The 25460-nt window shown below is 35.6% G+C and carries 25 protein-coding genes and 1 pseudogene; 20 read left to right on the forward strand and 6 right to left on the reverse strand.

Annotated features, from left to right (window positions below):
• Positions 1-215 precede the first annotated feature (215 nt).
• The 6 genes from MP478_RS21015 to clpB all read right to left on the reverse strand — a co-directional run bounded on the left by MP478_RS21015 (position 216) and on the right by clpB (position 6688).
• Entirely contained in the window at positions 216-857 is a 642-nt protein-coding gene (locus tag MP478_RS21015) for a response regulator transcription factor (protein ID WP_257201558.1), read from the reverse strand.
• A complete protein-coding gene (locus MP478_RS21020) occupies positions 854-1639 on the reverse strand; it encodes a sensor histidine kinase (RefSeq protein WP_257201561.1) in 786 nt (261 codons plus the stop codon). The genes MP478_RS21015 and MP478_RS21020 overlap by 4 nt, the downstream gene beginning before the upstream one ends.
• Positions 1618-2265 (reverse strand): hypothetical protein, encoded by a 648-nt coding sequence (locus MP478_RS21025; protein WP_257201562.1) that lies wholly within the window; start codon positions 2263-2265, stop codon positions 1618-1620. Before MP478_RS21025 ends, MP478_RS21020 begins: the two co-directional genes overlap by 22 nt.
• Before the next feature lie 33 nt (positions 2266-2298).
• Positions 2299-2817: a hypothetical protein gene (locus tag MP478_RS21030; protein ID WP_257201564.1), complete on the reverse strand. Its 519-nt coding sequence runs from the start codon at positions 2815-2817 to the stop codon at positions 2299-2301.
• A gap of 457 nt (positions 2818-3274) precedes the next feature.
• On the reverse strand, positions 3275-3928 hold the full coding sequence (locus MP478_RS21035; RefSeq protein WP_257201565.1) for a hypothetical protein: 654 nt from the start codon (positions 3926-3928) through the stop codon (positions 3275-3277).
• A 165-nt stretch (positions 3929-4093) separates the two neighbouring features.
• Positions 4094-6688 (reverse strand): ATP-dependent chaperone ClpB, encoded by a 2595-nt coding sequence (gene clpB / locus MP478_RS21040; protein ID WP_257201566.1) that lies wholly within the window; start codon positions 6686-6688, stop codon positions 4094-4096.
• Positions 6689-7021: 333 nt separating this feature from the next.
• On the opposite strand from clpB, the gene MP478_RS21045 reads away from it, so the two are divergent.
• The 20 genes and pseudogenes from MP478_RS21045 to MP478_RS21140 all read left to right on the forward strand — a co-directional run bounded on the left by MP478_RS21045 (position 7022) and on the right by MP478_RS21140 (position 25450).
• Entirely contained in the window at positions 7022-7630 is a 609-nt protein-coding gene (locus tag MP478_RS21045; RefSeq protein WP_257201567.1) for a TetR/AcrR family transcriptional regulator, read from the forward strand.
• A 286-nt stretch (positions 7631-7916) separates the two neighbouring features.
• Positions 7917-9233 (forward strand): phenylacetate--CoA ligase family protein, encoded by a 1317-nt coding sequence (locus MP478_RS21050; RefSeq protein ID WP_257201568.1) that lies wholly within the window; start codon positions 7917-7919, stop codon positions 9231-9233.
• Entirely contained in the window at positions 9233-10318 is a 1086-nt protein-coding gene (locus MP478_RS21055) for a 2Fe-2S iron-sulfur cluster-binding protein (protein ID WP_257201569.1), read from the forward strand. Before MP478_RS21050 ends, MP478_RS21055 begins: the two co-directional genes overlap by 1 nt.
• A 113-nt stretch (positions 10319-10431) precedes the next feature.
• A complete protein-coding gene (gene paaA, locus MP478_RS21060; RefSeq protein WP_230041100.1) occupies positions 10432-11370 on the forward strand; it encodes a 1,2-phenylacetyl-CoA epoxidase subunit PaaA in 939 nt (312 codons plus the stop codon).
• Between the two features lie 112 nt (positions 11371-11482).
• On the forward strand, positions 11483-11764 hold the full coding sequence (gene paaB / locus MP478_RS21065; protein WP_123945289.1) for a 1,2-phenylacetyl-CoA epoxidase subunit PaaB: 282 nt from the start codon (positions 11483-11485) through the stop codon (positions 11762-11764).
• A 73-nt stretch (positions 11765-11837) separates the two neighbouring features.
• Positions 11838-12587, forward strand: a complete 750-nt coding sequence (gene paaC / locus MP478_RS21070; protein WP_257201570.1) for a 1,2-phenylacetyl-CoA epoxidase subunit PaaC — start codon at positions 11838-11840, stop codon at positions 12585-12587.
• A 100-nt stretch (positions 12588-12687) separates the two neighbouring features.
• Positions 12688-13152, forward strand: a complete 465-nt coding sequence (gene paaD, locus MP478_RS21075) for a 1,2-phenylacetyl-CoA epoxidase subunit PaaD (RefSeq protein WP_257191980.1) — start codon at positions 12688-12690, stop codon at positions 13150-13152.
• A gap of 195 nt (positions 13153-13347) precedes the next feature.
• Positions 13348-14148 (forward strand): enoyl-CoA hydratase/isomerase family protein, encoded by an 801-nt coding sequence (locus MP478_RS21080; RefSeq protein ID WP_257201571.1) that lies wholly within the window; start codon positions 13348-13350, stop codon positions 14146-14148.
• A gap of 36 nt (positions 14149-14184) precedes the next feature.
• Positions 14185-14537: pseudogene (locus tag MP478_RS21085) on the forward strand (four helix bundle protein).
• Between the two features lie 41 nt (positions 14538-14578).
• Positions 14579-15709, forward strand: coding sequence for a 3-hydroxyacyl-CoA dehydrogenase NAD-binding domain-containing protein (locus tag MP478_RS21090; protein WP_257201572.1), 1131 nt, complete (start codon positions 14579-14581; stop codon positions 15707-15709).
• Between the two features lie 73 nt (positions 15710-15782).
• Positions 15783-16094, forward strand: coding sequence for a hypothetical protein (locus MP478_RS21095; RefSeq protein WP_257191984.1), 312 nt, complete (start codon positions 15783-15785; stop codon positions 16092-16094).
• Position 16095: 1 nt separating this feature from the next.
• Positions 16096-16509 carry a PaaI family thioesterase gene (locus MP478_RS21100; protein ID WP_230041095.1) on the forward strand — a complete coding sequence of 138 codons (414 nt, stop codon included), beginning with the start codon at positions 16096-16098 and terminating at the stop codon, positions 16507-16509.
• A gap of 109 nt (positions 16510-16618) precedes the next feature.
• Positions 16619-17824 carry a 3-oxoadipyl-CoA thiolase gene (gene pcaF, locus MP478_RS21105; RefSeq protein ID WP_257191986.1) on the forward strand — a complete coding sequence of 402 codons (1206 nt, stop codon included), beginning with the start codon at positions 16619-16621 and terminating at the stop codon, positions 17822-17824.
• Positions 17825-18002: 178 nt separating this feature from the next.
• On the forward strand, positions 18003-18596 hold the full coding sequence (locus MP478_RS21110) for a transferase hexapeptide repeat family protein (protein WP_230041093.1): 594 nt from the start codon (positions 18003-18005) through the stop codon (positions 18594-18596).
• A 250-nt stretch (positions 18597-18846) separates the two neighbouring features.
• The gene (locus MP478_RS21115; RefSeq protein WP_257201573.1) at positions 18847-19674 is read left to right on the forward strand and encodes an alpha/beta hydrolase; all 828 of its coding nucleotides are present in this window, start codon (positions 18847-18849) and stop codon (positions 19672-19674) included.
• 139 nt (positions 19675-19813) lie between these two features.
• Complete coding sequence (paaZ, locus tag MP478_RS21120) at positions 19814-22309, forward strand: phenylacetic acid degradation bifunctional protein PaaZ (protein ID WP_257201574.1); 2496 nt, start codon at positions 19814-19816, stop codon at positions 22307-22309.
• A 136-nt stretch (positions 22310-22445) separates the two neighbouring features.
• Entirely contained in the window at positions 22446-23066 is a 621-nt protein-coding gene (locus MP478_RS21125; RefSeq protein ID WP_257201575.1) for a transposase, read from the forward strand.
• A 76-nt stretch (positions 23067-23142) separates the two neighbouring features.
• Positions 23143-23676, forward strand: a complete 534-nt coding sequence (locus MP478_RS21130; protein ID WP_257201576.1) for an SMI1/KNR4 family protein — start codon at positions 23143-23145, stop codon at positions 23674-23676.
• Positions 23677-23979: 303 nt separating this feature from the next.
• Positions 23980-24756, forward strand: coding sequence for a DUF4241 domain-containing protein (locus tag MP478_RS21135; protein ID WP_257191993.1), 777 nt, complete (start codon positions 23980-23982; stop codon positions 24754-24756).
• Positions 24757-24763: 7 nt separating this feature from the next.
• A complete protein-coding gene (locus MP478_RS21140; protein ID WP_257201577.1) occupies positions 24764-25450 on the forward strand; it encodes an SMUG2 DNA glycosylase family protein in 687 nt (228 codons plus the stop codon).
• Positions 25451-25460 lie beyond the last annotated feature (10 nt).

Raw genomic sequence — 25460 nt, forward strand, 5'->3', positions numbered from 1 at the left:
ATATTATTTGAAATTGATATGCAAATTATTTAACGGTTTGTTTGATAAATAGTTATTTAATCTATATTTTAATTGTTTATTTGGTGTTTAATTTGAATTTTTATTGAATTTTAATCAATCCAGTAAATTACGTTTTTATATTTCACAATACGCTGTAATTTTGGTGTTAATAATTGTAAATATTGTTTATTTAAACGAAATATTTTTATTCTGTGTCAACTGCCAAAACCATTTTTAATGGCAAAAACGGCAAGTCCTACCCGGGTTTTTAAATCCAGTTTTTCACAAAGCTGATCCCGGTAGCTTTCTACTGTCCTTGGGCTGCAACACATTCTGTCTGCAATTTCCTTATAACTGAGCTCGGTAACAGTGTATTTCAGGAATTCTTTTTCCCTTTCGCTAATTTTTACCGTGATTTCAGATTCTTTATCTTTATTGAGGGTCGAGAATATAATTTTTGAGGCCCATTCAGGATAGAAAAATCCATCAGAATTTAATCTAGTCAATGCTGTTTCCAGATCTTTTGGGTGTGTATTTTTTAGCAAATAACCTTTTGCCCCATTTTTAATCATTTTAATGACGCTGTTGTCATCACCCTGCATGCTGAGGGCCATTATCTTGATATCTGGATAGTTTTTCGAGAGCCAGGCTGCCGTTTCAAAACCATTCATAATAGGCATACTGATATCTAATAGGATGATATCCGGAATCTTGTTACCCTCTTCAAATTTCTGAATCAGATCTTTTCCATTTTCACACACGTAGATCACCTCAAACTCATTAAAATTACCAATAATACCCTCCAGAGCTTTGGCAATAAGTATATGGTCATCAACAATTACAATTGTTTTTTTCATGATTGCTTTTTTAAAATAATATGAAGATAAGTTCCTGTATTTTTCTGGCTTTCAAAATGAAAGTCTGCACCAATGATTCTAGCCCTGTTTTTCATATTGGTAAGGCCAATCCCATTATATGCTGTCTGACTGGTATCAAATCCAACACCGTCATCATTAATAGAAAGTTCCCAAAGGATATTTTCGGAAGTATTTAAAGTAATAAAAATATTCTTACAGCCCGAATGTTTTATACTGTTTTGAATAAACTCCTGGATAATTCTCAGAACTACGTTTTTATGAACAAAACTCAAATCGAGCTGATCAAAGCTGCATTCAAAACTTACGGTACACCTTTTAAAAGAATTGGTAATATCTACCTCTTCCTGAATGAGTGTTTTAATTTCTTTTTGGTTGATATTATCGTCCGTTAATGTTTTTGAAAGACTGCGTAGATCCTGTAAAGACTGGTTGATAATCTGTGAGACCTGTTCAATTCTTTCACTGGCTTCCGGAACTTTATTCTCGTAAAGCATTTGCTGGGTATAGAGACTTACCAACGTCAGCTTTTGGCCAATATTGTCATGAAGTTCCCTTCCAATCTGCTGCATGGTTGCCTGCTGGATTTCCAGCTGGGTTGCCAGAAGCTCCTTTTGGTGGATCTCATTTTTTATTTCAATTTCAGTCAGATATTCTTTCTTGCGCTGCCTGTAATTTCTGATATAGATAGCTACGGCAATAACAAACATTAAAAAAAATGTATTAAAAAGAATAATCGTAATTAAGAGTTCTGTTTTCCCCATATAAATGAACTTGCAAATAGAATATACATGACGGCACCTGAGATCTGAAAATAAGCAAAATATAAATCCCAAATATTCCTGTATTCCCAAAGGAGAGACATAAATGTCATAAATGGGAGGGTTCCAATATAAAAAAGAGTAATCCCCAGATTAATGTAGAACATTCTGTTTGTGCTGAAATTTAAAATATTTGATGAATTCACCTGCTTATAATATTCCATAATGACAAGAGCCATTAAAAATAAGCAACCAAAAGTATAGTTAAAAGAATAAACTACCTTTTTATCAGGAAAAAATAAAGCATTGGGTACAAATGATAAAAGATAGATTCCTGAAAAAATATAAAAAAGGTTTGCTTTTTTTAAAGATTTTATTGCATACAGCCAATAAAAGAACACAAACTGAAGGGGCATAACAAAATAATTGTAAAACTTTACTCTATTGATGTGTAACGGCTTTTCTGCCCATTTTACTGCAGATTCACACAGGAAAATAGCAATCAGAAACAAGGCAAAATATTTCCAATATTGTTTTTTTACACGGTTAAAGTAAATAAGGGATGTCAGGGCTGCAATTCCTTCTCCCGTATACATGATTTGTAAGAAAAACTTTTGGAATTCGGTCATTGTTATAAATAGTATTGAATATTTTTTATGAGATTAGAACCTTTCAGATATAGGATCTCCAGGAGGAGTTAATGACCCGTTATTTTCTCCGATAGGATCTTCCTCTTTACCTCCCTTTTTTGCAATTAATGTTAAATTTATAGAATGTTCTAAGGTATTGAAATCATAATGGTGGATTTCTCCTTCTTCATCTGTTTTTTTTACCGTAGGGATCATCACCAGGGTATGCCTTCCTGCATAGTCTTCCGATACAGGGTGAGATTCCATAAGATTCCAGTTTTCAAGCTTTGGATAAGCGGCATAATAAAATCTGATTCCTAAATCTTCCTCAGTTACATCGGGAGTCTTTTTCATGGCTTCTTCTTCTATCATCGCAATGAACTTTTTTAATTTAGGAAGATCAAACCAGATGGAGTGGGCATCTTGTATACCCAAAGTCTCGTTAATTGCATTCAAATGATTCTGACGGTAATTATCAATTAAAGTCTTAATCAAATCATTGGGCATTCTGCCGGATTTTGGTCCGTGTTCATTAGTAGATTCTGCTTCCATAACCTTAGTATTTATAAAAAATGTTAGTGTATCTGCAAATTTCGGAAAAAATATGGTAGAAAGAACAGTAATAAATTGGGGATTATACTGTTATTTTTACCGTGTTTTTACGGGTTGTACGCAAATTCAACTATACGTAAATAAATACCAGGTTATCATAATGACAAAAAAAACCGGAGGCAATCTCCGGCTTAGATTTTATATGCATGGATATTTTGTCCGGTCCTTGCAAACCAGTCCTGCTGTGCAGCATAGGCCTGTTGGGCAATTCCAGAACTCGTCACACATAATGATCGATGAAAGAACGCCACCGTCAATTTTCTTTAATTCATCTCTTTTTAATTTTTTCATGTTGATTTTGTTTTAGTTAGATTAGTGATGTAAATGTAATGATAATTCACGTTGTCTGGATAAAAATAGTTAAAAAGATAACCTGCTTATTTTTAAGTGTAAAATATCAGGGATATTTAAGTTTCTGTTTTCCTTTTATCAGCGAAATTGAAAACAGGATGTACATGATAATGAGAGAAATTTGAAAATAAGAATAATAAATATTCCAGATTTCTTTATACTGCTTTATTTGAGCAAAAAAAGTCCAGAAAGGCAAGGTTCCGATATAAAATAAAGTAACTCCCAGATTGATGTAAAACATTCTGTTTTTGCTGAAATTGACAATCTCAGAAGAATTTACCTGATTATAGTACTCCATAATCACAAGGATCATTAATATAAGACAGCCCAGTGTGTAATTTATGGAAAAGATTTCCTTATTGGTATCAAGAAAAATCTCATTTGGGATAAATGACAGCAGGTATATAAAAGTTACAATGTAAAAAAGTCTGGGCCTTCCGAAAGCTTTCGCAGCATACAGCCAATAAAAGAATATAAACTCCAGCGGTATCACAAAATAATTATAAAATTTTGGACTGTCATATTCTATAAAACGCGGACTGTATTTTCCGAACACCTCGCATAGGAATATAATGATCAGGTATAGGCAAAAATATTTCCAATACTGCTGTTTTTCACGATGATAACAGAGTAGTGCGATGAGTGCTGTAGCTCCTTCTACCCAAAGGATGCTTTCATAAAGTAGTTGGGGGATTGTCATTTGTTAAATGAAATATTTTTACAGATTTAAGATATTTTATTTAAATTAATAATATGTTTTTTGGATATGATGAAATTTTATCCCAAAAGTAGGATAAAAAAATAAGTGCTGCAGAAAATTCTACAGCACTTACTTACAAAATAATGTATATGAAAAAAAACTACTTTATTGTTCGGCAGGTCTGAAAACAAGACCTGTTTCTTCAAAGAAATCTAATGTGATTCTATCTCCTTCATTTACATTTCCGGCAAGGATCTCTTTAGATAATTTATTCAGTACATCCTGTTGGATAACTCTTTTTAAAGGTCTTGCTCCGAATGCAGGATCGTAACCTTTCTCCATCAGATAATCTACAGCATCCTGAGTGAAAGTCATGATAATGTTCCGTTTTGCTAACATATCATTGAATCCTCTCAGCTGATACTGAACGATTTTTCCGATTTCTTTTTTTCTTAAAGGCTGGAACAGTACGATCTCATCAATTCTGTTCAGGAATTCCGGACGCAGACTTTGTTTCAATAAATCAAAGACCTCGTCTTTTGTTTTAGCTACAATTTCGTCCTGATTTTCCTCTGTGATATTTTCAAAATTCTCCTGGATCAGATGGGAACCTAAATTCGAAGTCATAATGATAATTGAGTTTTTGAAATTTACAACTCTACCTTTATTATCAGTCAGTCTTCCGTCATCCAACACCTGTAATAATGTGTTGAAAACATCAGGATGGGCTTTTTCAATTTCGTCTAAAAGCACTACTGAATAAGGTCTTCTTCTCACGGCTTCTGTCAATTGACCACCTTCATCATATCCGATATATCCCGGAGGCGCACCCACGAGTCTTGAAACGCTGTGACGCTCCTGATATTCACTCATATCAATTCTCGTCATATTGTTTTCATCATCGAATAAAAATTCCGCCAATGCTTTTGCCAGCTCAGTCTTACCAACACCTGTGGTTCCTAAGAATAAGAAGGATCCGATAGGTTTTTTCTCATCACTCAATCCGGCTCTGTTTCTTCTGATAGCATCTGCTACAGCCTGTATCGCTTCATCCTGTCCTACAACTCTATGGTGGAGCTCAGCCTCAAGATTCAATAATTTTGCTCTTTCCGACTGTAATAGCTTGGTGACAGGAATACCCGTCCATTTACCAATAACTTCAGAAATATTCTCGGCAGTAACCTCTTCTTTGATCAGCTCATTCTGATGGTTCTGCATTTCAAGTTCAACCTTTTGCAGTTGTTCCTCTTTTTCACGGAGTTTTCCATATTGTATTTCCGCTACTTTGGCATAATCACCGGCTCTGGATGCTCTTTCCGCTTCTAATTTTAAAGATTCAATCTCCTTTTTGATCTGCGTTAAATCTTCACTTTTCTGTTTTTCTTTCAGCCATTTGGCATTGATTTCATTTCTCTGTTCAGAAATTTTAGCAATATCTTCTTTTAAGTGGTTGATTTTGGTTTCATTACCCTCTCTTGAGATGGCTGCCAATTCAATTTCCATCTGCATTAATTTTCTATCCAGTACATCCAGTTCTTCCGGTTTTGAATTGATTTCCATTCTCAATTTAGCAGAAGCCTCATCAATGAGGTCAATTGCTTTATCCGGTAAGAATCTGTCTGAAATATATCTCTGAGACATTTCCACAGCTGCAATAATTGCTTCATCTTTGATTCTTACCTTATGGTGAGCCTCATATTTATCTTTAATACCCCGAAGAATGGAAATTGCAGACTCCGTATCCGGTTCCTCTACCATTACCTTCTGGAAACGTCTTTCCAAAGCTTTATCCTTTTCAAAATATTTTTGATATTCATTGAGAGTAGTCGCTCCGATAGCTCTCAGTTCCCCTCTTGCTAAAGCCGGTTTCAGAATATTGGCAGCATCCATTGCGCCTTCACCGCCTCCAGCTCCTACCAATGTGTGGATCTCATCGATGAAAAGTATGATCTGTCCGTCAGATTTGCTTACTTCATTCACTACAGATTTCAGACGCTCTTCAAATTCACCTTTATATTTTGCTCCAGCGATTAAAGCTCCCATATCCAATGAAAACAACGTCTTATCCATTAGATTTTCAGGTACATCCCCACTGATAATTCTGTGAGCAATTCCTTCAGCAATGGCTGTTTTACCAACTCCCGGTTCTCCGATAAGGATCGGGTTGTTTTTTGTTCTTCTGGAAAGGATCTGTAAAACCCTTCTGATTTCTTCATCACGTCCGATCACAGGGTCCAGTTTTCCTTCAGCTGCTAATTCATTAAAGTTTTTGGCATATTTATTTAAGGATTGATAAGTTTCTTCTGAACTTGCAGAAGTAGCTTTGCTTCCTTTTCTTAATTCTTTAATACCTCCTTCCAGTAATTTTTTGGTAACGCCCATATCCTTCAGCATTTTGGATACCTCAGAGCTTGTCTCCAAAAGGGATAGCCATAAATGTTCAATAGTTACATATTCATCATCCATTTTCTTAGCGATGTTGGGTGCATCCAGCAATACTTTATTGGCAGACTGGGAAAGATAAATATTCCCTCCCTGTACTTTTGGAAGTTTTTCTAAATTTTCACGGTTGCGCTCTCTTACCAGATTGGCATCTGCTTCAGATTTTTTTAATAAGAAAGGCGATATATTTTCATCTACCTGAAAGATCCCTTCAAGTATATGTTGAGGTTCGATACTTTGATTACCCAATTCAAGAGCTACTTGCTGAGCTGCCTGAATGGCTTCCTGTGATTTTACAGTATATTGGTTTAAGTTCATATTTTATATATTTTGGTTGTTTTAAATTGGAGTTCTAAAAAACATCAAGAAACCAAATTTTAAGGCTTGGCTTCTTAATGCCATCAATTATTTAATCATTTATTCGATGACTGTATCACAAAAATCGTTCAATTATTAAATTTACAAAAAAATAGGACAAAATTTCCGAAATCAGCATTTTTAACGTAAAATTAACTTGACAAAATTTCCGATTCTTAATAATTTTCTTTAAAATGAAGAACAATACGTCATGCCGGAAGTGAAATATCTTTGGCCGTCAATGGAGAAATGAGCTAATTTACCCGATGCTGTGTTAAATTCCAGCGTATTATTTTGAGAATAACTACTTTTGCATTTTACCAGATGGAGCTTAAAGAAAAACAAAGAAGAATATTAAACGTAGCTGTAGAACTTTTCAAGGAGAAAGGATATATGGGCAGTTCAGTACGAGATCTGGCTACAAAACTCAATATTAAGGCCGCATCCCTTTATGCGCATATCCGTTCGAAAGAAGAAATTTTGGAATGGATATGCTTTGGCATTGCACAGGAATTTTTCGATGAGCTTCAGGAAGTAAAAAACACCAATATTCCTCCCAGAGAAAAACTGAACCTATTTCTGGATAAACATTTATCGGTAGTCCTGGAGAACCGGGATGTAACCCATATTTATTCCAACGAATGGAGACACCTGGAAGAAAGACTTTCTGAATTTGTGGAATTAAGGAGAAACTATCAGCAGGAAGTGGAGGAACTTATTTCTGAAATTTACCAGGCCGAAAACTGGGATTTAAAATCACCTTCATTTACCACAAGATTTATTCTTCATACCCTAAACAACTCTTATTTCTGGTTCAAAAGGAACAGCGATTCTACTGATGAAATTATTGATGAAATCAGAGAGAAGATACTTTTTGGGCTATTAGGGAACCAGAAACAATAATGGCCTTATTACACTTATTTTATAAATAGGTTCACACTCCATTGCGTTTGCTCTGAATGTCAATTTCCATTAAAGTAAATTATTGTTTTTTTTCAAAAACTTAAACGTACTATTAATAATCCTATTGTACTTTCCTTAGCCTTAATATCAAAACTTACGGTTTAAATAAGGGGAATCATTAGTACATCCTTATTTAGAATCATTCAAAATATGATAAAAATCATAAAAATTTGGTCAGCTTGCAAAATCTTTTTAAATTTACACCTAACAAATGTTAGTTAGTTTTATGGGTTTTTCAGTTGAATATCTGGAGCTGGGTCAGTTGAGACAGCTTCAATCCGACCGGTTAACAGGTTTAATTGGTTATCTTGAGGAGAAGTCAGAGTTTTATAAAAGAAAATTCGATGAATTAAAAATATCTCCACAGGATATAAGGACAATAGAAGATATCACGAAACTTCCCATTACTTACAAACAGGATTTAAGAGATCATTATCCTTTTGGATTGTTTACAGTTCCCAAAAATGAGCTGCAGAGAATTCATTGTTCAAGCGGAACTACAGGGAAACCTACTGTGGTAGGATATACCAAAGAGGATGTGGATCTTTTCAGTGAGGTAGTGGCGAGATCCCTGTATGCTGCAGGTGCCAGACCGGGGATGCAGTTACATAATGCATACGGATATGGGATTTTTACAGGGGGGCTTGGTCTCCATTACGGAGCGGAAAAGTTGGGAATGAGTGTTCTTCCCATTTCAGGAGGAATGACAGCCAGACAGGTAGACTTGATTATGGATTTTAAGCCAGAGGTGATCTGCTGTTCACCATCTTATGCACTGACTATTGCTGATGAATTTGCCAACAGAGGAATTTCAGCCGATGAAATCAGTCTTCAATATGCGGTGTTGGGTTCAGAGCCCTGGACGGAGATTATCAGAGGACATATTGAAGAAAGGTTAGGGGTTCATGCCACGAATATCTATGGCTTAAGTGAAATTATAGGACCGGGAGTTTCAATGGAAGATTTCGAAGAAAAAGGAAGTTCTTATATTTGGGAAGATCATTTTTATCCTGAAATTTTAGATCCGGTAACCAAGCAGCCGGTTCCATTCGGAGAAGAAGGCGTATTGGTGATTACGACTCTAACGAAAAAAGCGATGCCCCTTTTACGGTACTGGACCAATGATATTACAAGTCTTTATTATGATGAAAATGCCAAAAGAACAATGGTGAAAATGAAACCTATTGTTGGCCGGGCAGATGACATGCTGATTGTAAGAGGGGTAAATGTTTATCCAAGCCAGATTGAAGATGCATTTTCATATGTAAAAGGTGTTGTTCCCAATTATTATCTGACTCCGATTGAAAAGGAACATATGTGTGTAGCACTGGATATCGATATAGAAATTGATGATGACCTTGTAAAAGATCAAAGAATAGAAGCCAATACCGATGAATATTTTAAATTTGCCGGAATCTTTGGAAAAAATATAGAAAACGAAATAAAAAAACGGGTAGGGATTACTACAAAAGTAAAAGTTCATGCCCAGGATAGCTTACCGAAATGTGAAGGTGGGAAAATTAATAGAATACTAAAAAAATAATGAATTCATTTTATAAACTTAAAACAGTTAGAGTTCAGAAAGATACTCCGGAAGCCGTAAATGTGGCTGTGGAAATTCCTGAAGAACTGAAAGACAAGTTCAGGTTCAAACAGGGGCAGTACCTTAATTTCCGAATGATGATCAACGGAAACGAAGAAAGACGTTCTTATTCTATCTGTAATGCTCCAAGTGAAAAAAGCAATACGCTGGAAGTTTTGGTGAAATTATTAGAAGGCGGAAAAGTATCAGGATACTTCAACGAACATCTTCATATGGATGAAATGCTGGAAGTAATGCCTCCGATGGGTGGTTTTAATACTTCTTATCATCCTACCAATGTGAAAACTTATGTAGGTCTTGCAGCAGGAAGCGGTATCACTCCTGTTTTGTCCAATATTAAAGAAAGCCTTTATCAGGAACCTAACAGTAATGCATATCTGTTTTACAGTAACAGAAGCATGAATCATATTTTGAGAAAAGGGGAAATAGATAAATTGGTAGAGCATTTCAATGGAAGACTTAAGGTGGTTTACCTGGTAAGCCGGGAGAAACATGAAGATCCTGTTTTTGAAGGAAGAATTTCTGCCGAAAAATTAGAACAGTTATTTGAAAGATACACGGATATTGATGTAAAAGAATCCACTTATTTTATTTGTGGACCCTCAGAAATGATCAAGGGGATCGCCGATTATCTTAAAAAGGATAAAAAAGTTCCTGCTATCCAGGTTTTATTTGAATACTTCACAGCTCCTGACGAAGAAAATACGGAGGAGATGAGTGACGAATTCAAGGCTATTGCCAATATTGAAAGTATGGTAACGGTAATTATCGATGATGATGAATATTCGTTTCACTTAAATTCTAAAAAAGAGAGTATCTTAGATAAAGCATTGAAAGACAATCTTCCTGTACCTTTTGCTTGCAAAGGAGGAGTTTGTTGTACGTGTAAAGCGGAGGTTTTGGAAGGAGAAGTTTTCATGGAGAAAAACTATGCGCTTACCGAAGACGAAGTAGCCAGAGGCTATGTTCTTACCTGTCAATGCCACCCGACAACGAATGTGGTGATGCTTAATTATGATGTTTAATTCAATTTGAAAATGCGCTAATTTGGAAATTTGAAAATGGGTAATAGTTTATTCTCAGTTTCTCTAAATAATTTTCAAATTAACTAATTCTCAAATTCTCAAATTAAAAGATTATGGACTTAGAAAAATTTGTTCAATACGTTCACGACGAAAATAAAGTAGAACCCAAAGATGTAATGCCAGATGATTACAGGAAGTTATTGGTTCGTCAGATTTCACAGCATGCCCATTCTGAGATTGTTGGAATGTTACCGGAAGCCAACTGGATTTCCAGAGCACCTTCATTGAGGCGAAAAATGGCTCTTTTGGCTAAAGTTCAGGATGAAGCGGGACACGGTTTATACCTGTATTCTGCCACGGAAACATTAGGAAACGGAACGATCAGGGCGGACAGGGACGCCACCTATGAAGATATGTTGGAAGGGAAAGCAAAATACTCAAGTATTTTTAATTATCCTACATTGAGCTGGGCAGATATTGGAGCCATCGGCTGGCTGGTAGATGGTGCAGCCATCATGAATCAGGTAATGCTGATGGGAAATTCTTATGGTCCCTATTCAAGAGCTATGGTGAAGATCTGTAAAGAAGAATCTTTTCACCAAAGACAGGGGTATGAAATCTTAATGGCCCTTTGCCGTGGTACCAAACAGCAGAAAGAAATGGCCCAGGCTTCGTTAAACCGTTTCTGGTGGCCGGCTTTAATGATGTTCGGACCTAATGATGACAGTTCACCCAACTCTAAAATTTCTATGAATTACAGAGTAAAACGTGAAAGTAATGACAGTCTTCGTCAGAGATTTATTGACGTTACTGTTTCTCAGGCTGAATTCTTAGGATTAACGATTCCTGATAAAGATCTGAAATGGAATGAGGAAAGACAGCATTATGATTTCGGAGAACTTCCCTGGGGTGAATTTATGGAAATCTTAAAAGGTAATGGCCCTTGCAACAGAAAGAGGCTGGATACCAAAGTAAAAGCTCAGCAGGAAAACCTTTGGGTAAAAGAAGCAGCTGCAGCTTTCGCAAAAAAACAACAAAAAGAAGTAATATAATAATGTAACAATATACCAATGTAAAAATGTAACAATCAATTGTCATTCTGAGTAAAACGAAGATTCATATTGGTAAACTGGTACATTGATACATTGTTAAATTAATTTGACTATGGCAAATTTAGATATGTGGGAAGTGTTTATTCAGACTAAACCGGGATTATCTCACAAACATGTTGGAATAGTACAGGCACCAACAGCAGAAATGGCTTTGCAGAATGCAAGAGACGTTTATACCAGAAGAAAAGAAGGAACTTCTGTTTGGGTAGTTCCAAGCAAATATATCATCACTTCTGAAGGAGTAGATAAAGAAGCTTTCTTCGATCCGGCTGATGATAAATTATACCGTCACCCGACTTTTTATGACATTCCTAATGATGTAAAGAATATGTAATTTTCTGTAAAATGTCAGCGGTAAAAAGTACACTGTACAACCGACATTTTACATTTTACAAAAATAAAAAACAATGAACCCATTATATAATTATTTATTAAAACTGGCAGACGACAGTTTCATCATGGGGCAGAGATTGTCTGCGTGGTGTGGTGAAGGTCCTTATTTGGAGGAAGATATTGCATTGACAAATATTGCATTGGATGAGCTGGGTCAGGCCAATAACTTTTATGTTTATGCATCAAAAGTGATTGATAACGGTAAAAGTGAAGATGATCTGGCATTTTTAAGATATGAGCATGAATATCTAAATGCCCACTGGACTGAGCTTCCTAATGAAGATTATGCCCAGACCATTCTTAAAGTTTACGTTTTTGCAGTATATCAAAAACTAATGTATGAGGCCCTGTCTCATTCTGCGGATGAAGAGCTTTCTGCAATTGCTCAGAAATCTTTGAAAGAAGTAAGATACCACTATACCCACGCTGCTTCCTGGATGAAAATTTTTGCTCAGGGAACAGAAGAAAGTAAAACCCGTTTGGAAAAAGCGATTGGAAATATTTGGGAATATTCAAAAGGATTATTTGCAAAAGTAGAAGGGGAGGATGATTTAGTTATTTTAAATATTGTTCCCAATGTTGATGTGCTTTATGAGAATTTTCTTTCCATTACACAAAAAGATTTTGCAGAATATGGTTTAGAATATCCTACGAATCCTTTCATGCAGCCAAAATCAAGAACAGGATATCATACAGAATATTTCGGTTATATTCTTTGTGAACTTCAGTATATGCAGCGTGCATATCCGGGATGTACGTGGTAAAAAAACAATGAGGCAATTTGAAAATGAGTTAATTTGGAAATGAGCTGTTCGTACCTTTCATTTTTTAAATTTTCAAATGATCTAATGCTCAAAATTAATAATGAACGATTTATTAAGCTTATTAAAAACAATCCCCGATCCGGAAATTCCGGTCATTGATATTGTGGAATTAGGAATTGTGCGGGAGGCCAGCATTACAGGTGAAAATACCTGTGAAGTGACGATCACGCCTACTTATTCTGCCTGCCCTGCAATGTTTACCATTGAAGAGGATATCATTAAAATGATGAAGGAAAACGGCTGGGATGCGACGGTGGTTACCAAAATGTTTCCGATATGGACAACAGACTGGATAACGGATGAAGCGAGAGAAAAACTCCGTGTTTACGGAATTACACCTCCTGAAAAAGGGGCAGATGAACATCATATTGGGAAGCCGAAAAAATGTCCGCGTTGTGGTTCTGAACATACCAAACAGATCAGCAGATTCGGGTCTACCCTGTGTAAGGCTTCTTACCAGTGTTTAGACTGTCTTGAACCTTTTGATTATTTTAAATGCCATTAATTAATGAATCAATTTAGCAATCAATATACCCATAAAATGCTTTGTGCATCATAGTTTATAAGGTGTGATCAGTTTTATCAGAACTATTTTATTTGTTGCATTGTTAAACTGTTAGATTGTTACGTTATAGTAGATTGTTAGGTTAATTTATATTGTTAAATTAGAGCATTGTTAAATAATAAATAAAAAAAAACTATGTATACACAACTTGATATTGAAACGCATTTTGACGGGAAGCTTAAAATCGCATATCTTAATCAACCTGAAACGATGAATGCCCTTACAAAACCTTCTCTGTCGGATTTGAAAGATTTCATTAAAGAATGTAATGAAGATGACACGGTAAGATGTGTAGCGATCTCAGGTAGAGGAAGAGCGTTCTGCTCAGGTCAAAATTTAGATGATGCCTTTGTACAAGGTAATGAACACCATGATAATGACATCATTAGAAAAATTGTAGTAGATTACTATAATCCTTTAGTTACAGAAATTACACATTGCAAAAAACCTGTGGTGGCATTGGTAAATGGACCTGCAGTAGGAGCAGGAGCAATGCTGGCCCTAATTTGTGACTTTGTGTTAGCAGTTGATAAATCATATTTTGCTCAGGCATTTTCCAATATCGGATTGATTCCTGATACAGGAGGAACTTATTTCTTACCGAAGCTTTTAGGTAGACAATTGGCTAATTATTTAGCTTTTACAGGTAAAAAGCTATCTGCTGAAGAATCTAAATCATATGGTCTTGTTGCTGAGGTTTTCAATGAAGAAGAATTTGCTCCAAAATCTATGGAAATTCTTGGGCAAATGTCAAATATGCCAACGGCAGCGCTTAAGCTTACCAAAAAAGCTTTTGCTCAGTCTTACCATAATACCTTAAAAGAACAATTGGAGTTAGAAGGAGATTTACAGCAGGAAGCTGCAGAAACAGAAGACTTCATCGAAGGGGTAAATGCCTTTTTACAGAAAAGAAAACCTAATTATAAAGGAAAATAAATCAATTTGAAAATGGGTTAATTTGAGAATTTGAAAATGAGAAATGACAAAGAAAATATTATAGTAAATAAAACTTTTGATTTTGCATTGAACATTATTGAATTTTCAGAAAAACTGTATAAGGTTAATAAATTTCCACTTGCGAATCAGATTTTTAAATCAGGAACTTCAATCGGAGCTAATGTAAGAGAAGCTCAAAATGCAGAAAGCAGGGCCGATTTTATTCATAAAGTAAAATTGCAGCTAAAGAAGCTGATGAAACAGAATATTGGTTATCATTGTGTTTGCAATCAGAATATTTGTGTTCGCCTGATGAGAAGTTATTTAAAGATTTAAGAGAAATCATATTAATTCTGTCTAAAATTATTTCTACATCAAAATTTAAATAATTTTCAAATTAACTCATTTTTCAAATTTTCAAATTAAAACTATGAATATTGGAATTATTGGGGCAGGAACTATGGGCGTAGGAATAGCTCAGATAGCTGCCACAGCAGGATGCAAAGTTGTTTTATTCGACGCTAATGCTCCACAAATAGACAAAGCACTTTCAGGCTTAGAAAAAACACTTCAGAAACTGGTTGAAAAAGGTAAAATTTCTCAGGAAAAAGCCTCTGAAATCAGAAACAACATCGTAAAAGGAGAAGTCCTTCAGGATTTAAAAGATTCAAATCTGGTTATTGAAGCGATTATTGAAAACAAAGAAATTAAGACTAAGGTTTTTACAGAGCTTGAAAATTATGTTTCAGAAGACTGTATCATCGGTTCCAATACCTCATCCATTTCCATCACTTCCCTCGGGGCAGAGCTCAAGAAACCGGAACGTTTCATCGGAATTCACTTTTTCAATCCTGCTCCATTGATGCCTTTAGTGGAAGTTATTCCTTCTTTATTAACAGAACAAACGTTAGCTGAAAAAATATATAACCTCATGAAAGAATGGGGCAAAATACCTGTTATCGCCAAAGATATTCCGGGGTTCATTGTGAACAGAATTGCCCGTCCCTATTATGGGGAAGGGTTAAGAATTGTTGAAGAAAATATAGCCACACCGGAACAGGTAGATGAGGCAATGAAAACATTGGGTAACTTCAAAATGGGGCCTTTTGAACTCATGGATCTTATTGGTATTGATGTCAATTTTTCAGTAACGACAACGGTTTACAAAGATTATTTCTATGATCCAAAGTATAAGCCTTCTTTACTTCAGCAAAGAATGTCTGAAGCTAAGCTCCATGGCCGGAAAACAGGAAAAGGATTCTATGATTATAATGAGGGGGCACAAAAACCGGTTGCTCAAAAAGATGATGCATTGTATGAGCAGATTTTCTTAAGAATTATTTCAATGTTGATCAATGAAGCTGTTGAAGCTAAAAGATTAGGTGTTGCCAATGATGATGATCTTGAACTAGCGATGCAGAAAGGTGTTAATTATCCAAAAGGACTGTTAAGCTGGGGTAAAGAAATTGGATATGCAAAAGTTTCGGAAACCCTACAGAACCTTTACGAAGAATATCGGGAAGAAAGGTACAGACAGAGCCCTTTGCTTCGTAAAATATAAAGAAATACGGCCATGTATCCGTTGTATAATAACAGCAACTGGTGCATTGCTCAATTATGATAGTGAAGAATTAATGAATATAGATGAATTCAGAGCCGAATTGGGAGTGAGGCTTTCAATAGAGAAAGATTATTTGATTCAGGAGGCTGCTTCTATTGAAGATCAGGAAAGGCTTGAATTATTGGGAAAGTTTAATGAGAAATATAAAGAGCTGATCAAAAGATTGGCCAATGAAAACGGAATTGATTTAAGTGCTTCTTATCCAACTGAAAATTCATCAGGTTCATCAAATCTCTCCTATGAGCAAATCATTCTTGGTAAAACGATGAGTGTTTACGATAGATTATCGGATGAATTATATGAAGAAATAACAAACGTACAGTAAAATGAATCCAAGACAGGTAGCAGATTATATGTTCAATCAGGATTATTTTTCCCAGTGGATGAATATCAAAATGATTGAAGTAAAAGAAAATTATTGTTTAATAGAAATGCCCATTAAGAAAGATATGATCAATGGGCTTAAAACAGTTCATGGTGGGGTTACATTTGCTTTTGCAGATTCAGCACTGGCATTTTCATCCAATAATACAGGGGATGCTGCTGTAGCTTTGAATTGTATTATCAACTTTACCAAAGCCGGAAAAGAAGGCGATGTTTTCAGAGCAGAAAGTATCTTGGTGAATGATACCAGAAAAACAGCTGTTTATGATATTCAGATTACCAATCAAAATCAGGAGCTGATAGCAAAATTTGTAGGAACAGTTTACAAAATCGGAAAAAAAGTAACAGAATTATAAAGAATTTGAAAATTTGAAGATGAGGTAATTTGAAAATTATCGAACACCTTTAATTTTACTTCCCTTAAATTTTCAAATTCTCAAATTGACTCATTTTCAAATTAAAAATATGAACAACGTATACATCATAGACTATGTCAGAACTCCTATTTCAAAACTACAGGGAGGATTATCAGAAGTAAGAGCAGATGATTTGGCTGCTATTGTTATCAAAGAAGTGGTGGCAAGGAATCCTGACGTTCCCGTACATGAAATTGAAGATGTGATTTTCGGATGTGCCAATCAGGCAGGGGAAGATAACAGAAATGTGGCAAGAATGGGGCTTTTATTGGCAGGTCTTCCTTATAAAATTGGAGGTGAAACGGTAAACAGACTTTGTGCTTCCGGGATGTCGGCTGTAGCGAATGCTTTTCGTTCCATTGCTGCAGGAGAAGGTGAAATTTATATTGCAGGTGGAGTAGAGCATATGACGCGTTCTCCGTATGTAATGTCAAAACCAAGTGCGGCGTTTGGCAGAGACAGTCAGCTATTTGATACTACTTTCGGATGGCGTTTTGTGAACCCGAAAATGAAAGAAATGTATGGCGTTGATGGGATGGGAGAAACTGCAGAAAATTTAGCAGATATGCATCAGATCAGCAGAGAAGATCAGGATAAATTTGCTCTTTGGTCTCAGCAGAAAGCTACCAAAGCACAGGAAAATGGAAGACTGGCAGAAGAAATTGTAAAAGTAGAAATCCCTCAGAGAAAAGGTGATCCTGTCATTTTTGAAAAAGATGAATTCATTAAACCTACATCATCCATGGAAGGTCTGGGGAAACTTCGTCCGGCTTTCAGGAAAGAAGGAACGGTAACAGCCGGAAATGCATCGGGAATGAATGATGGAGCTGCTGCACTTATTTTAGCAAGTGAAGAAGCCGTTAAAAAATATGGATTAAAACCAAAAGCAAAAATATTAGGATCTTCCGTAGCAGGTGTTGAACCAAGAATTATGGGAATAGGACCGGTAGAAGCTACTCAGAAACTATTGAAAAGACTGAATCTTTCACTGGAAGATATGGATATTATTGAACTCAATGAAGCATTTGCTGCACAGGCCCTGGCGGTAACAAGAAGCTTAGGTTTAAAAGATGACGATGCAAGAATAAACCCGAACGGAGGTGCTATTGCCATTGGTCACCCACTGGGTGTTTCCGGAGCAAGAATTGTGGGTTCTGCGGCTATAGAATTACAGAAGCAGGATAAAAAATATGCATTGTGTACCCTTTGTATCGGTGTTGGACAAGGCTATGCAATGATCATTGAAAAAGTATAATCAATTTGAAAATGGGATAATCTGAGAATGTGAAAATGTTTATTGGAAGATACTCCGGAAAGAGCAGCTGCTTTGTAGAACTTTGGACAGTATAGTCAAAAGACAAACATCGAAAAACAGAAACATTATTTAATTGATTTTCAAATTATCTCATTTTCAAATTTTCAAATTAATAAATATGAATATCTACTCATACCATGGTATCCGTCCCATTATAAAACCCTCTGCTTACATTCATCCGCAAGCAGTCATTATCGGGAATGTAGAAATAGGTGAAGAAGTCTATATTGGGCCCAATGCGGTAATTCGCGGCGACTGGGGGAAAATTATCATTAAGGATGGGGCTAATGTACAGGAAAACTGTACGCTTCATGTTTTCCCAAATATAGAAACCATCTTAGAAGAATCTGCACATATCGGTCATGGGGCAATTATTCATTCCGGGCATATCGGGAAGAATTGTTTAATAGGAATGAATTCTGTAATAATGGATAAAGCTTATATCGGTGACGAAAGTATTGTCGGTGCTTTAGCTTTTGTTCCTGCTAATTTCAGATGCGAACCGAGAAAATTAATTGTAGGAAGCCCCGCAAAAATCATCCGTGATGTTTCTGATGAAATGATCCACTGGAAAACAGAAGGTACAAAATTATATCAGGAATTGGCCAGAGAAGGGAAAGAAGCGATTTTACCTTGCGAGCCCTTTACAGAATACGTACAGCAGATCCCAACAAAAATTGTTGATTACAGCATTTGGGATGATGTAAAATAATTGTCTAAACCTTATAGGTTTTTAAAACCTATAAGGTTTGAATTCAGTAAAAAAACACAAAATGAGAAATAAATGGTTAATAATACAGAAAGTTTTGAATGAGGGTATATCTATCATATATATTCCCAAGCTAATGAAAAAGATTTGATTTTCCGTGAAGATGAAATTTATCAGTTTTCTAATGTAGAATATGATTGTATGGATTTAGAATAAAAATTTCTAAGAATAAACGAGAAGACAAAAATTAAATATGATTAAAAAAGCTTTTATTATCTGCAGTATACTGCTTGCTGCCAATTTTACGGTATCAGCGCAAACTGCAACAGTAAAACCGCTTACGATGGGAGAGGTAAGGACCATTAAATCTAAAACTCTGAATGAAGAAAGAACTCTAAATATCTACCTGCCTCAAGGTTTTGATAAAGCTAAGTCATATCCGGTGATCTATTTGTTGGACGGAAGTATGAATGAAGACTTTATCCATGTTTCAGGATTAGTGCAGTTCTTTAATCAAATGTACTCGATGCCGGAAACAATTGTAGTAGGAATTGCTAATGTTGACAGAAAAAGAGATTTCACATTTTATACAAATTTAAAGGATTTGCAGAAAGATTATCCTACCACAGGGCATTCTGATAAGTTTATAACGTTCCTTGAAAAAGAATTAAAGCCTTACGTTGAAAGCCAGTTTAAAACGACGGACAAATATCTGTTCGGACAGTCATTAGGTGGACTTTTAGCAACAGAAATTCTTTTAAAGAAACCGGAAATGTTTAACAATTATTTTATCATTAGTCCAAGCTTATGGTGGGATGATGAAAGTTTGCTAAAACAGGCTGGTCAACTGCTTGCAAAGTCTCCCGATACTAAGAAATTTGTTTATGTTTCTGTGGGAAAAGGAGAACATCCTGTCATGATTAAAGATGCAGAAACGTTCTATGATATTCTTAAAAAATCAAATAAGAAAAACTGGACATTAGAGTATAAAATGATGGAAACGGATAATCATGCAACCATTCTTCACAGAAGTTTGTATGAAGGATTAGTGAAACTGTTTCCATATCAGGAACAGAAGTAAATTAGTTTCAATTGATCAAAATTCTAAAATAATGGCTTTTAGTATTGATATTTTAATCATATATGTACGGACTCAAACCTTATAGGTTTTTAAAACCTATAAGGTTTCAACAGAAGCAAAAAATAAAGTAAAAATAAATATGGAAAAACTAAAAAACTATATCTACGGAGAATGGGTAGAAGGATCCGGAAACGGCATCCCTTTATACAATGCCGTTACAGGAGAGCAGGTAGCTGTTTCAGATACGGAAGGACTTAATTTTGAACAGGCTCTTGATTATGGAAGAACAGTAGGATACAAAAACCTTTCTTCCATGACTTTCTATGATCGTGGGGAAATGCTGAAAAAAGTAGCGTTGTATCTGTTGGAAAGAAAGAAAAAATATTACGAATTATCATATAAAACAGGAGCTACGCATGTAGATTCATGGGTAGATATTGAAGGAGGTTTCGGTACCTTCTTTACCTATTCGGGACTGGCAAAAAGAATGCTACCCAATACTCCGTTTTGGGTAGACGGAGATACACAGAAAATTTCAGCAAACGGAACTTTCTTAGGAACTCATATTCTGACTCCAAGTGAAGGGGTTTCAGTACAGATCAATGCCTATAACTTTCCTGTTTGGGGAATGCTGGAGAAACTATCAACATCATTATTGGCGGGTGTTCCTTCTATTGTAAAACCTTCTCCTTTTGGTTCTTATTTGACAAATGCTGTTTTTCAGGATATGATTGAGAGTGGAGTGCTTCCTGAAGGAGCCGTTCAGTTGGTATGTGGGGAACCTGGAAATATCCTGGACTATATTAAAGACGGAGACTCTGTATTATTTACAGGTTCAGCTCATACAGGCCGAAAATTAAAATCAATGCCTTCTATCGCTGGGAATGCAGTACGTTTCAATATGGAGGCGGATTCTCTGAACTGTTCAATCCTTGGATTGGAAGCAAAGCCGGGAACTCCTGAATTTGATTTGTTTATCAAAGAAGTTCGTAACGAAATGACCACGAAAGCAGGACAGAAATGTACGGCTATCAGAAGAATTATTGTTCCGGAACATTTAATCGGTGATGTTCAGAATGCTTTGTCTAAAGCTTTGGATCAGACAAAAATAGGAAATCCCTTAAGCAGAGATACCAAAATGGGTTCTTTGGTGGGAAGACAGCAATACGAAGAAGTAGTAAGAAAAGTAAATATTTTAAAAACAGAAACAGAGCTTGTGTATGACGGAAAGCATGAACTGGTAGATGCAGACTATGAAAACGGAGCATTTATGAGTCCTAAACTATTCCTGAATGATAAGCCTTTTGAAAAAAATATCTCTCATGATGTAGAAGCTTTCGGGCCGGTATCTACATTAATGCCGTATAAAGATGCTGAAGAAGCCGCTGCACTGGCAAAGAGAGGAAAAGGAAGTTTAGTGGGATCCATCATTTCTCATGATGAGAACTTTATTGCAGAAACGTCATGGAAAATGGCTTCCCAACACGGAAGAATCTTTGTCCTGAACAGAGATAATGCTAAAGAAAGCACAGGGCACGGTTCACCACTTCCTACGCTGATGCACGGAGGGCCTGGCAGAGCAGGCGGAGGTGAGGAAATGGGAGGTTTGAGCGGTCTTCATTTCTTCTTGCAGAAAACAGCAATTCAGGGATCTCCGGATGTACTGAAAGCAATTACCAAGATTTATCAGCAGGGTGCTGAGAAGAAATTCTCAGACAAACATCCTTTCCAGAAATATTTTGAAGAAGTTGAAGTGGGAGATTCTCTAGAAACAGCTGGCAGAACCGTTACCGATGCAGATATCGTTAACTTCTCCAATGTTTCATGGGATCACTTCTATGCTCATACGGATGCTACGAGCTTAACAGGAACTATTTTTGATAAAACTGTTGCCCATGGATATTTCATCCTTTCAGCAGCAGCAGGATTGTTTGTTTCCGGTAAAAAAGGACCTGTTATTGCCAACTACGGATTAGAAGAATGCAGTTTCTTTAAACCTGTATATGCTGGTGATACCATTACTGTTTACCTAACAGCAAAAGAAAAAATCAACAGAGGAGTAAAAGGCAGAAACATTCCTTCAGGAGTTGTTAAATGGCTGGTTGAGGTGGTAAACCAAAGAGATGAGATCGTATGTGTAGCTACAATTTTAACATTAGTAGCGAAACAATCTCCTTTCATTGATCTTAATGTGAAAAATGTTCAGAAAATACTGAATGGCTTAACCGAAAATACTCCGTCTCAATGGGGAAAAATGTCTCCACAACAGATGATTGAGCATTTGGAACACGGAATTTTAGTAAGTCTTGGAGAACCGGAAGCTGAAAAATGCTTCACTCCGGAGGAGAATATTGAAAAATACCAGGACTCTCTTTACAACCACAGAAAAATGCCGAAAGAATTTATTGCTCCGTTCTTACCACAGAATGGCTCACTTCCGGCGCTCACACATAAGAATCTGGATGCAGCAAAACAGTCATTCATTGATAACCTGAAGCGATTTGTGATCTACTACAAAGAAAATCCCCAGGCAGAACATCTGAATTTTGTGTTTGGTAAGCTGAACAGGGAAATGTGGGAACTGATGCATAAAAAACATTTTACCCATCATTTTGAGCAGTTCGGATTAATTTAATTCAAAATATAAATTTATAGTCCCTTTAGGTTTTTACTTAAAGGGATTTTTTTAACCGTGTCAAGGTTCAAAACCTTGACACGGTTAAATTTAAAAGTTTTTTTTATCTTTCTAAGATTAAATTAAAAACACAAAGATGGCAGATATCAGAACTACTCCAATTGAAGCAGACTGTTTTTACCATATTTATAATCGTGGTATTAACGGAGAAAATATTTTTAAATCTGATCGAAATTATTCATTCTTTTTGAATAAAGTAGTTGAATTTCTTATTCCCACCTGTGATGTATATGCATATTGCCTTATGCCTAATCATTTTCATCTTTTAGTTAAGATTAAATCTGATCTTGAATTGAGTAGCCTTGTCAAGGTTCAAAACCTTGACAAGGCTACTCAAACAGGACTTCATTCTCCCCAGAATATTTTCTCAAAACAATTTGCCCGACTTTTCAATTCTTACTCCCAATCTTTTAATAAGGAATACAAAAGACATGGCGCTCTTATTGAATCTCCATTTAAAAGGAAATTGATTACTTCGGATAAATATTTAATTAATATGATAATTTATATTCATCAAAATCCGCAAAATCACTCTATCGTGCATCAGTTTTCAAAATATAATTTTTCCTCTTATCAATCCATTTTGAGTACGTCGCGCACTCTTTTAAAAAGAGATGAGGTTATTGAATTATTTGATGGTGTAGAAAATTTTAAGCTGTCCCATCAAAGGACAATTAACCTTAAAGAAGAGTTTTAGTTTTTATCCGTGAAGGCTTAAAACTTTACACGGATAATACTTACCTTTATATTACAATATCACTTATTGAAACAATATGGAATTACAATTTTTCAAGGACTTTGACTTTACAGGCTTCTGGGATCAAAGTACTTATTCACAAAGAGATTATATCGAAGATTTTCCCAAAGACGAAATGATAGCTTCAATAGAAGAAGAACTGGGATATAAACTTCCTGCTTCATATATCGAATTGATGAAAATTCAGAATGGAGGAATGGTAGACAGATGTTGCTTTCCCACCACAGAACCTAATTCCTGGGCTGATGATCATATTGCTGTTACCGGAATTATGGGGATTGGAAGAGAAAAGACCTATTCTGTTTGTGGAGAACTGGGAAGTCGGTTTATGATGGAAGAATGGGGTTATCCTGATGATGGAGTTTATATTGGAGATTGCCCTTCAGCAGGCCATGATATGATTCTTCTCGATTATACAAAATGTGGAAAAACCGGGGAACCGGAAGTGGTACATGTTGATCAGGAAGATGATTACAGGAAAACATTTCTGGCTAAAGATTTTGAGACCTTTATTAAAGGACTGAAAGATGAAGATGATTTTGACAATTGATTACGAACTTGTTTACACTTTTTATTTTAACCACAAATCGAAGATTGGACGTAGTCAAAAGTCACAAAGTTTCTTGAACACTTAAGCTTAATAAAGCTGTGAAAATAAGCTCACGTAAGTTTTAAAAAAATCAAAGATTTTTTGCTTAAGTGTACTTTTTATTTTCAATCAGTTTAAACTTAAAATAAACTAAAGTGTTTATAGTGTTTTACTCAGCTTTTGTGATTCAATTTCTAATTAGTTTAAACAGGCTTTACATAAAAAAGTATTTTTAAATTTTAATACAACTATAAACATAAAATTATGAATGAGGCATGGATGCAAAAATGGGAAGAGGTAAAAGATAGACTTATATCCCCTGTAGATATTGAAACCTATTTTACTGCTGATGAAATTATGGATCAGAAAATGGAAGTGATGGAAATAGGAAATGTTTCCCTGCCTTCCGGAAAAGTAATTGTAAGAGATCCTTTAGTCTATTTAAATACAAGGGAAAAACCCTATTTTGTTGATGTACCCAAAGGTAATTTTCCCGTTAAGATTGCTGTGGCAAAATTAGAAGATTGGGGAAACCGTTATGCTGCCGTAAAAGTAGAATTTACAAAAGAAAAGGCTGTTGTATACAGAGAGGCATTAATAGGTGAAGAAGAACTTGGGGATTCTGAAGAAGAAGATTATTTTGGCTTTGTAGTAGACGCGGGGTTGGCATGTATTACAGATACACAGATAGTACCTTATGTGGATCAGTTTATTTCAGAACTCGATGTAGAGAATATTTATGATGATTATTTCGCAGAACTTTTTGCTAAAAACTACAAAGAAAATCCAACAAATCAGAGAGATTTAGGAGATTGGATCAATTGGAAAGTACCGGAGACAGAATATCATATTCCAATATTTGCAAGTGGTTTGGGAGATGGGGTATATCCTGTATACTTTGGATATGATGCTAACGAAGAAATCTGCAGTCTTTATATTCATTTTATTGATATCGAAATGGAATTATCCGAAGTAGAAGAGGACGATGATGACGAAGATGAAATTTCAGATCAGCCGGATAATTTCGTGTTTTTAAAATAATTTCACAATGAATAAAACTTTTGCTGATCTGGTTATTACATTCAATGAACACCTTACTTTTTCCGGAGAGCTTCCGGAAGGTTTTGAAGCTTTGAATCCGTATCTTGATAATCCGGAAACAATAGAGGTCATGCAAAAGTTTTATCACAAGTACTATAATGATTCCGATAAAAGAAAGTTTATCATAGGGATTAATCCCAGCCGTCACGGCGCAGGGGTAACGGGGGTTCCGTTTACAGATACCAAAAGACTGGAAGCTGTATGTGGTATAAAAATGAAATCGGCCCGCACTCATGAAGTATCTTCTGTTTTTATATATGATATGATTGAAAACTATGGTGGAGCAGATCTATTCTATAAAGATATTTATATCAATTCCCCATTTCCTCTGGCTATCGTAAAAAAGGCAAAAAATGGATGGGTTAATGCCAATTATTATGATGATAAAAAACTGTTTGAAGCAGTCAAAGACTTTATGATTGATTCATTGAAAAAACATATCAGTCTGAACCTGGATACCTCAGAAGTTTTTGTTTTAGGAAAAAAGAATGCTGAGTTTATTTCAAAATTAAATAAAGAAGAAAAGCTGTTTGATACAATGACCGTCCTTGAACATCCCAGGTATATCCAACAATATAAATCAAAAGAGAAACAATTGTATATTGACAAATATATCCTGGCTCTGAAAAAGTAAAAATCCCTCA

This window comes from Chryseobacterium sp. WG14, from assembly GCF_024586945.1.
Classification (GTDB): domain Bacteria; phylum Bacteroidota; class Bacteroidia; order Flavobacteriales; family Weeksellaceae; genus Chryseobacterium.

Excerpts from the sequence above, each read along its gene's own strand:
- MP478_RS21015 (WP_257201558.1), bottom strand. The coding sequence starts at position 857 with ATGAAAAAAACAATTGTAATTGTTGATGACCATATACTTATTGCCAAA.
- MP478_RS21020 (WP_257201561.1), bottom strand. The coding sequence starts at position 1,639 with ATGGGGAAAACAGAACTCTTAATTACGATTATTCTTTTTAATACATTT.
- MP478_RS21025 (WP_257201562.1), bottom strand. The coding sequence starts at position 2,265 with ATGACCGAATTCCAAAAGTTTTTCTTACAAATCATGTATACGGGAGAA.
- MP478_RS21030 (WP_257201564.1), bottom strand. The coding sequence starts at position 2,817 with ATGGAAGCAGAATCTACTAATGAACACGGACCAAAATCCGGCAGAATG.
- MP478_RS21035 (WP_257201565.1), bottom strand. The coding sequence starts at position 3,928 with ATGACAATCCCCCAACTACTTTATGAAAGCATCCTTTGGGTAGAAGGA.
- clpB (WP_257201566.1), bottom strand. The coding sequence starts at position 6,688 with ATGAACTTAAACCAATATACTGTAAAATCACAGGAAGCCATTCAGGCA.
- MP478_RS21050 (WP_257201568.1), top strand. The coding sequence starts at position 7,917 with ATGGGTTTTTCAGTTGAATATCTGGAGCTGGGTCAGTTGAGACAGCTT.
- MP478_RS21055 (WP_257201569.1), top strand. The coding sequence starts at position 9,233 with ATGAATTCATTTTATAAACTTAAAACAGTTAGAGTTCAGAAAGATACT.
- paaA (WP_230041100.1), top strand. The coding sequence starts at position 10,432 with ATGGACTTAGAAAAATTTGTTCAATACGTTCACGACGAAAATAAAGTA.
- paaB (WP_123945289.1), top strand. The coding sequence starts at position 11,483 with ATGGCAAATTTAGATATGTGGGAAGTGTTTATTCAGACTAAACCGGGA.
- paaC (WP_257201570.1), top strand. The coding sequence starts at position 11,838 with ATGAACCCATTATATAATTATTTATTAAAACTGGCAGACGACAGTTTC.
- paaD (WP_257191980.1), top strand. The coding sequence starts at position 12,688 with ATGAACGATTTATTAAGCTTATTAAAAACAATCCCCGATCCGGAAATT.
- MP478_RS21080 (WP_257201571.1), top strand. The coding sequence starts at position 13,348 with ATGTATACACAACTTGATATTGAAACGCATTTTGACGGGAAGCTTAAA.
- MP478_RS21090 (WP_257201572.1), top strand. The coding sequence starts at position 14,579 with ATGAATATTGGAATTATTGGGGCAGGAACTATGGGCGTAGGAATAGCT.
- MP478_RS21095 (WP_257191984.1), top strand. The coding sequence starts at position 15,783 with ATGAATATAGATGAATTCAGAGCCGAATTGGGAGTGAGGCTTTCAATA.
- MP478_RS21100 (WP_230041095.1), top strand. The coding sequence starts at position 16,096 with ATGAATCCAAGACAGGTAGCAGATTATATGTTCAATCAGGATTATTTT.
- pcaF (WP_257191986.1), top strand. The coding sequence starts at position 16,619 with ATGAACAACGTATACATCATAGACTATGTCAGAACTCCTATTTCAAAA.
- MP478_RS21110 (WP_230041093.1), top strand. The coding sequence starts at position 18,003 with ATGAATATCTACTCATACCATGGTATCCGTCCCATTATAAAACCCTCT.
- MP478_RS21115 (WP_257201573.1), top strand. The coding sequence starts at position 18,847 with ATGATTAAAAAAGCTTTTATTATCTGCAGTATACTGCTTGCTGCCAAT.
- paaZ (WP_257201574.1), top strand. The coding sequence starts at position 19,814 with ATGGAAAAACTAAAAAACTATATCTACGGAGAATGGGTAGAAGGATCC.
- MP478_RS21125 (WP_257201575.1), top strand. The coding sequence starts at position 22,446 with ATGGCAGATATCAGAACTACTCCAATTGAAGCAGACTGTTTTTACCAT.
- MP478_RS21130 (WP_257201576.1), top strand. The coding sequence starts at position 23,143 with ATGGAATTACAATTTTTCAAGGACTTTGACTTTACAGGCTTCTGGGAT.
- MP478_RS21135 (WP_257191993.1), top strand. The coding sequence starts at position 23,980 with ATGAATGAGGCATGGATGCAAAAATGGGAAGAGGTAAAAGATAGACTT.
- MP478_RS21140 (WP_257201577.1), top strand. The coding sequence starts at position 24,764 with ATGAATAAAACTTTTGCTGATCTGGTTATTACATTCAATGAACACCTT.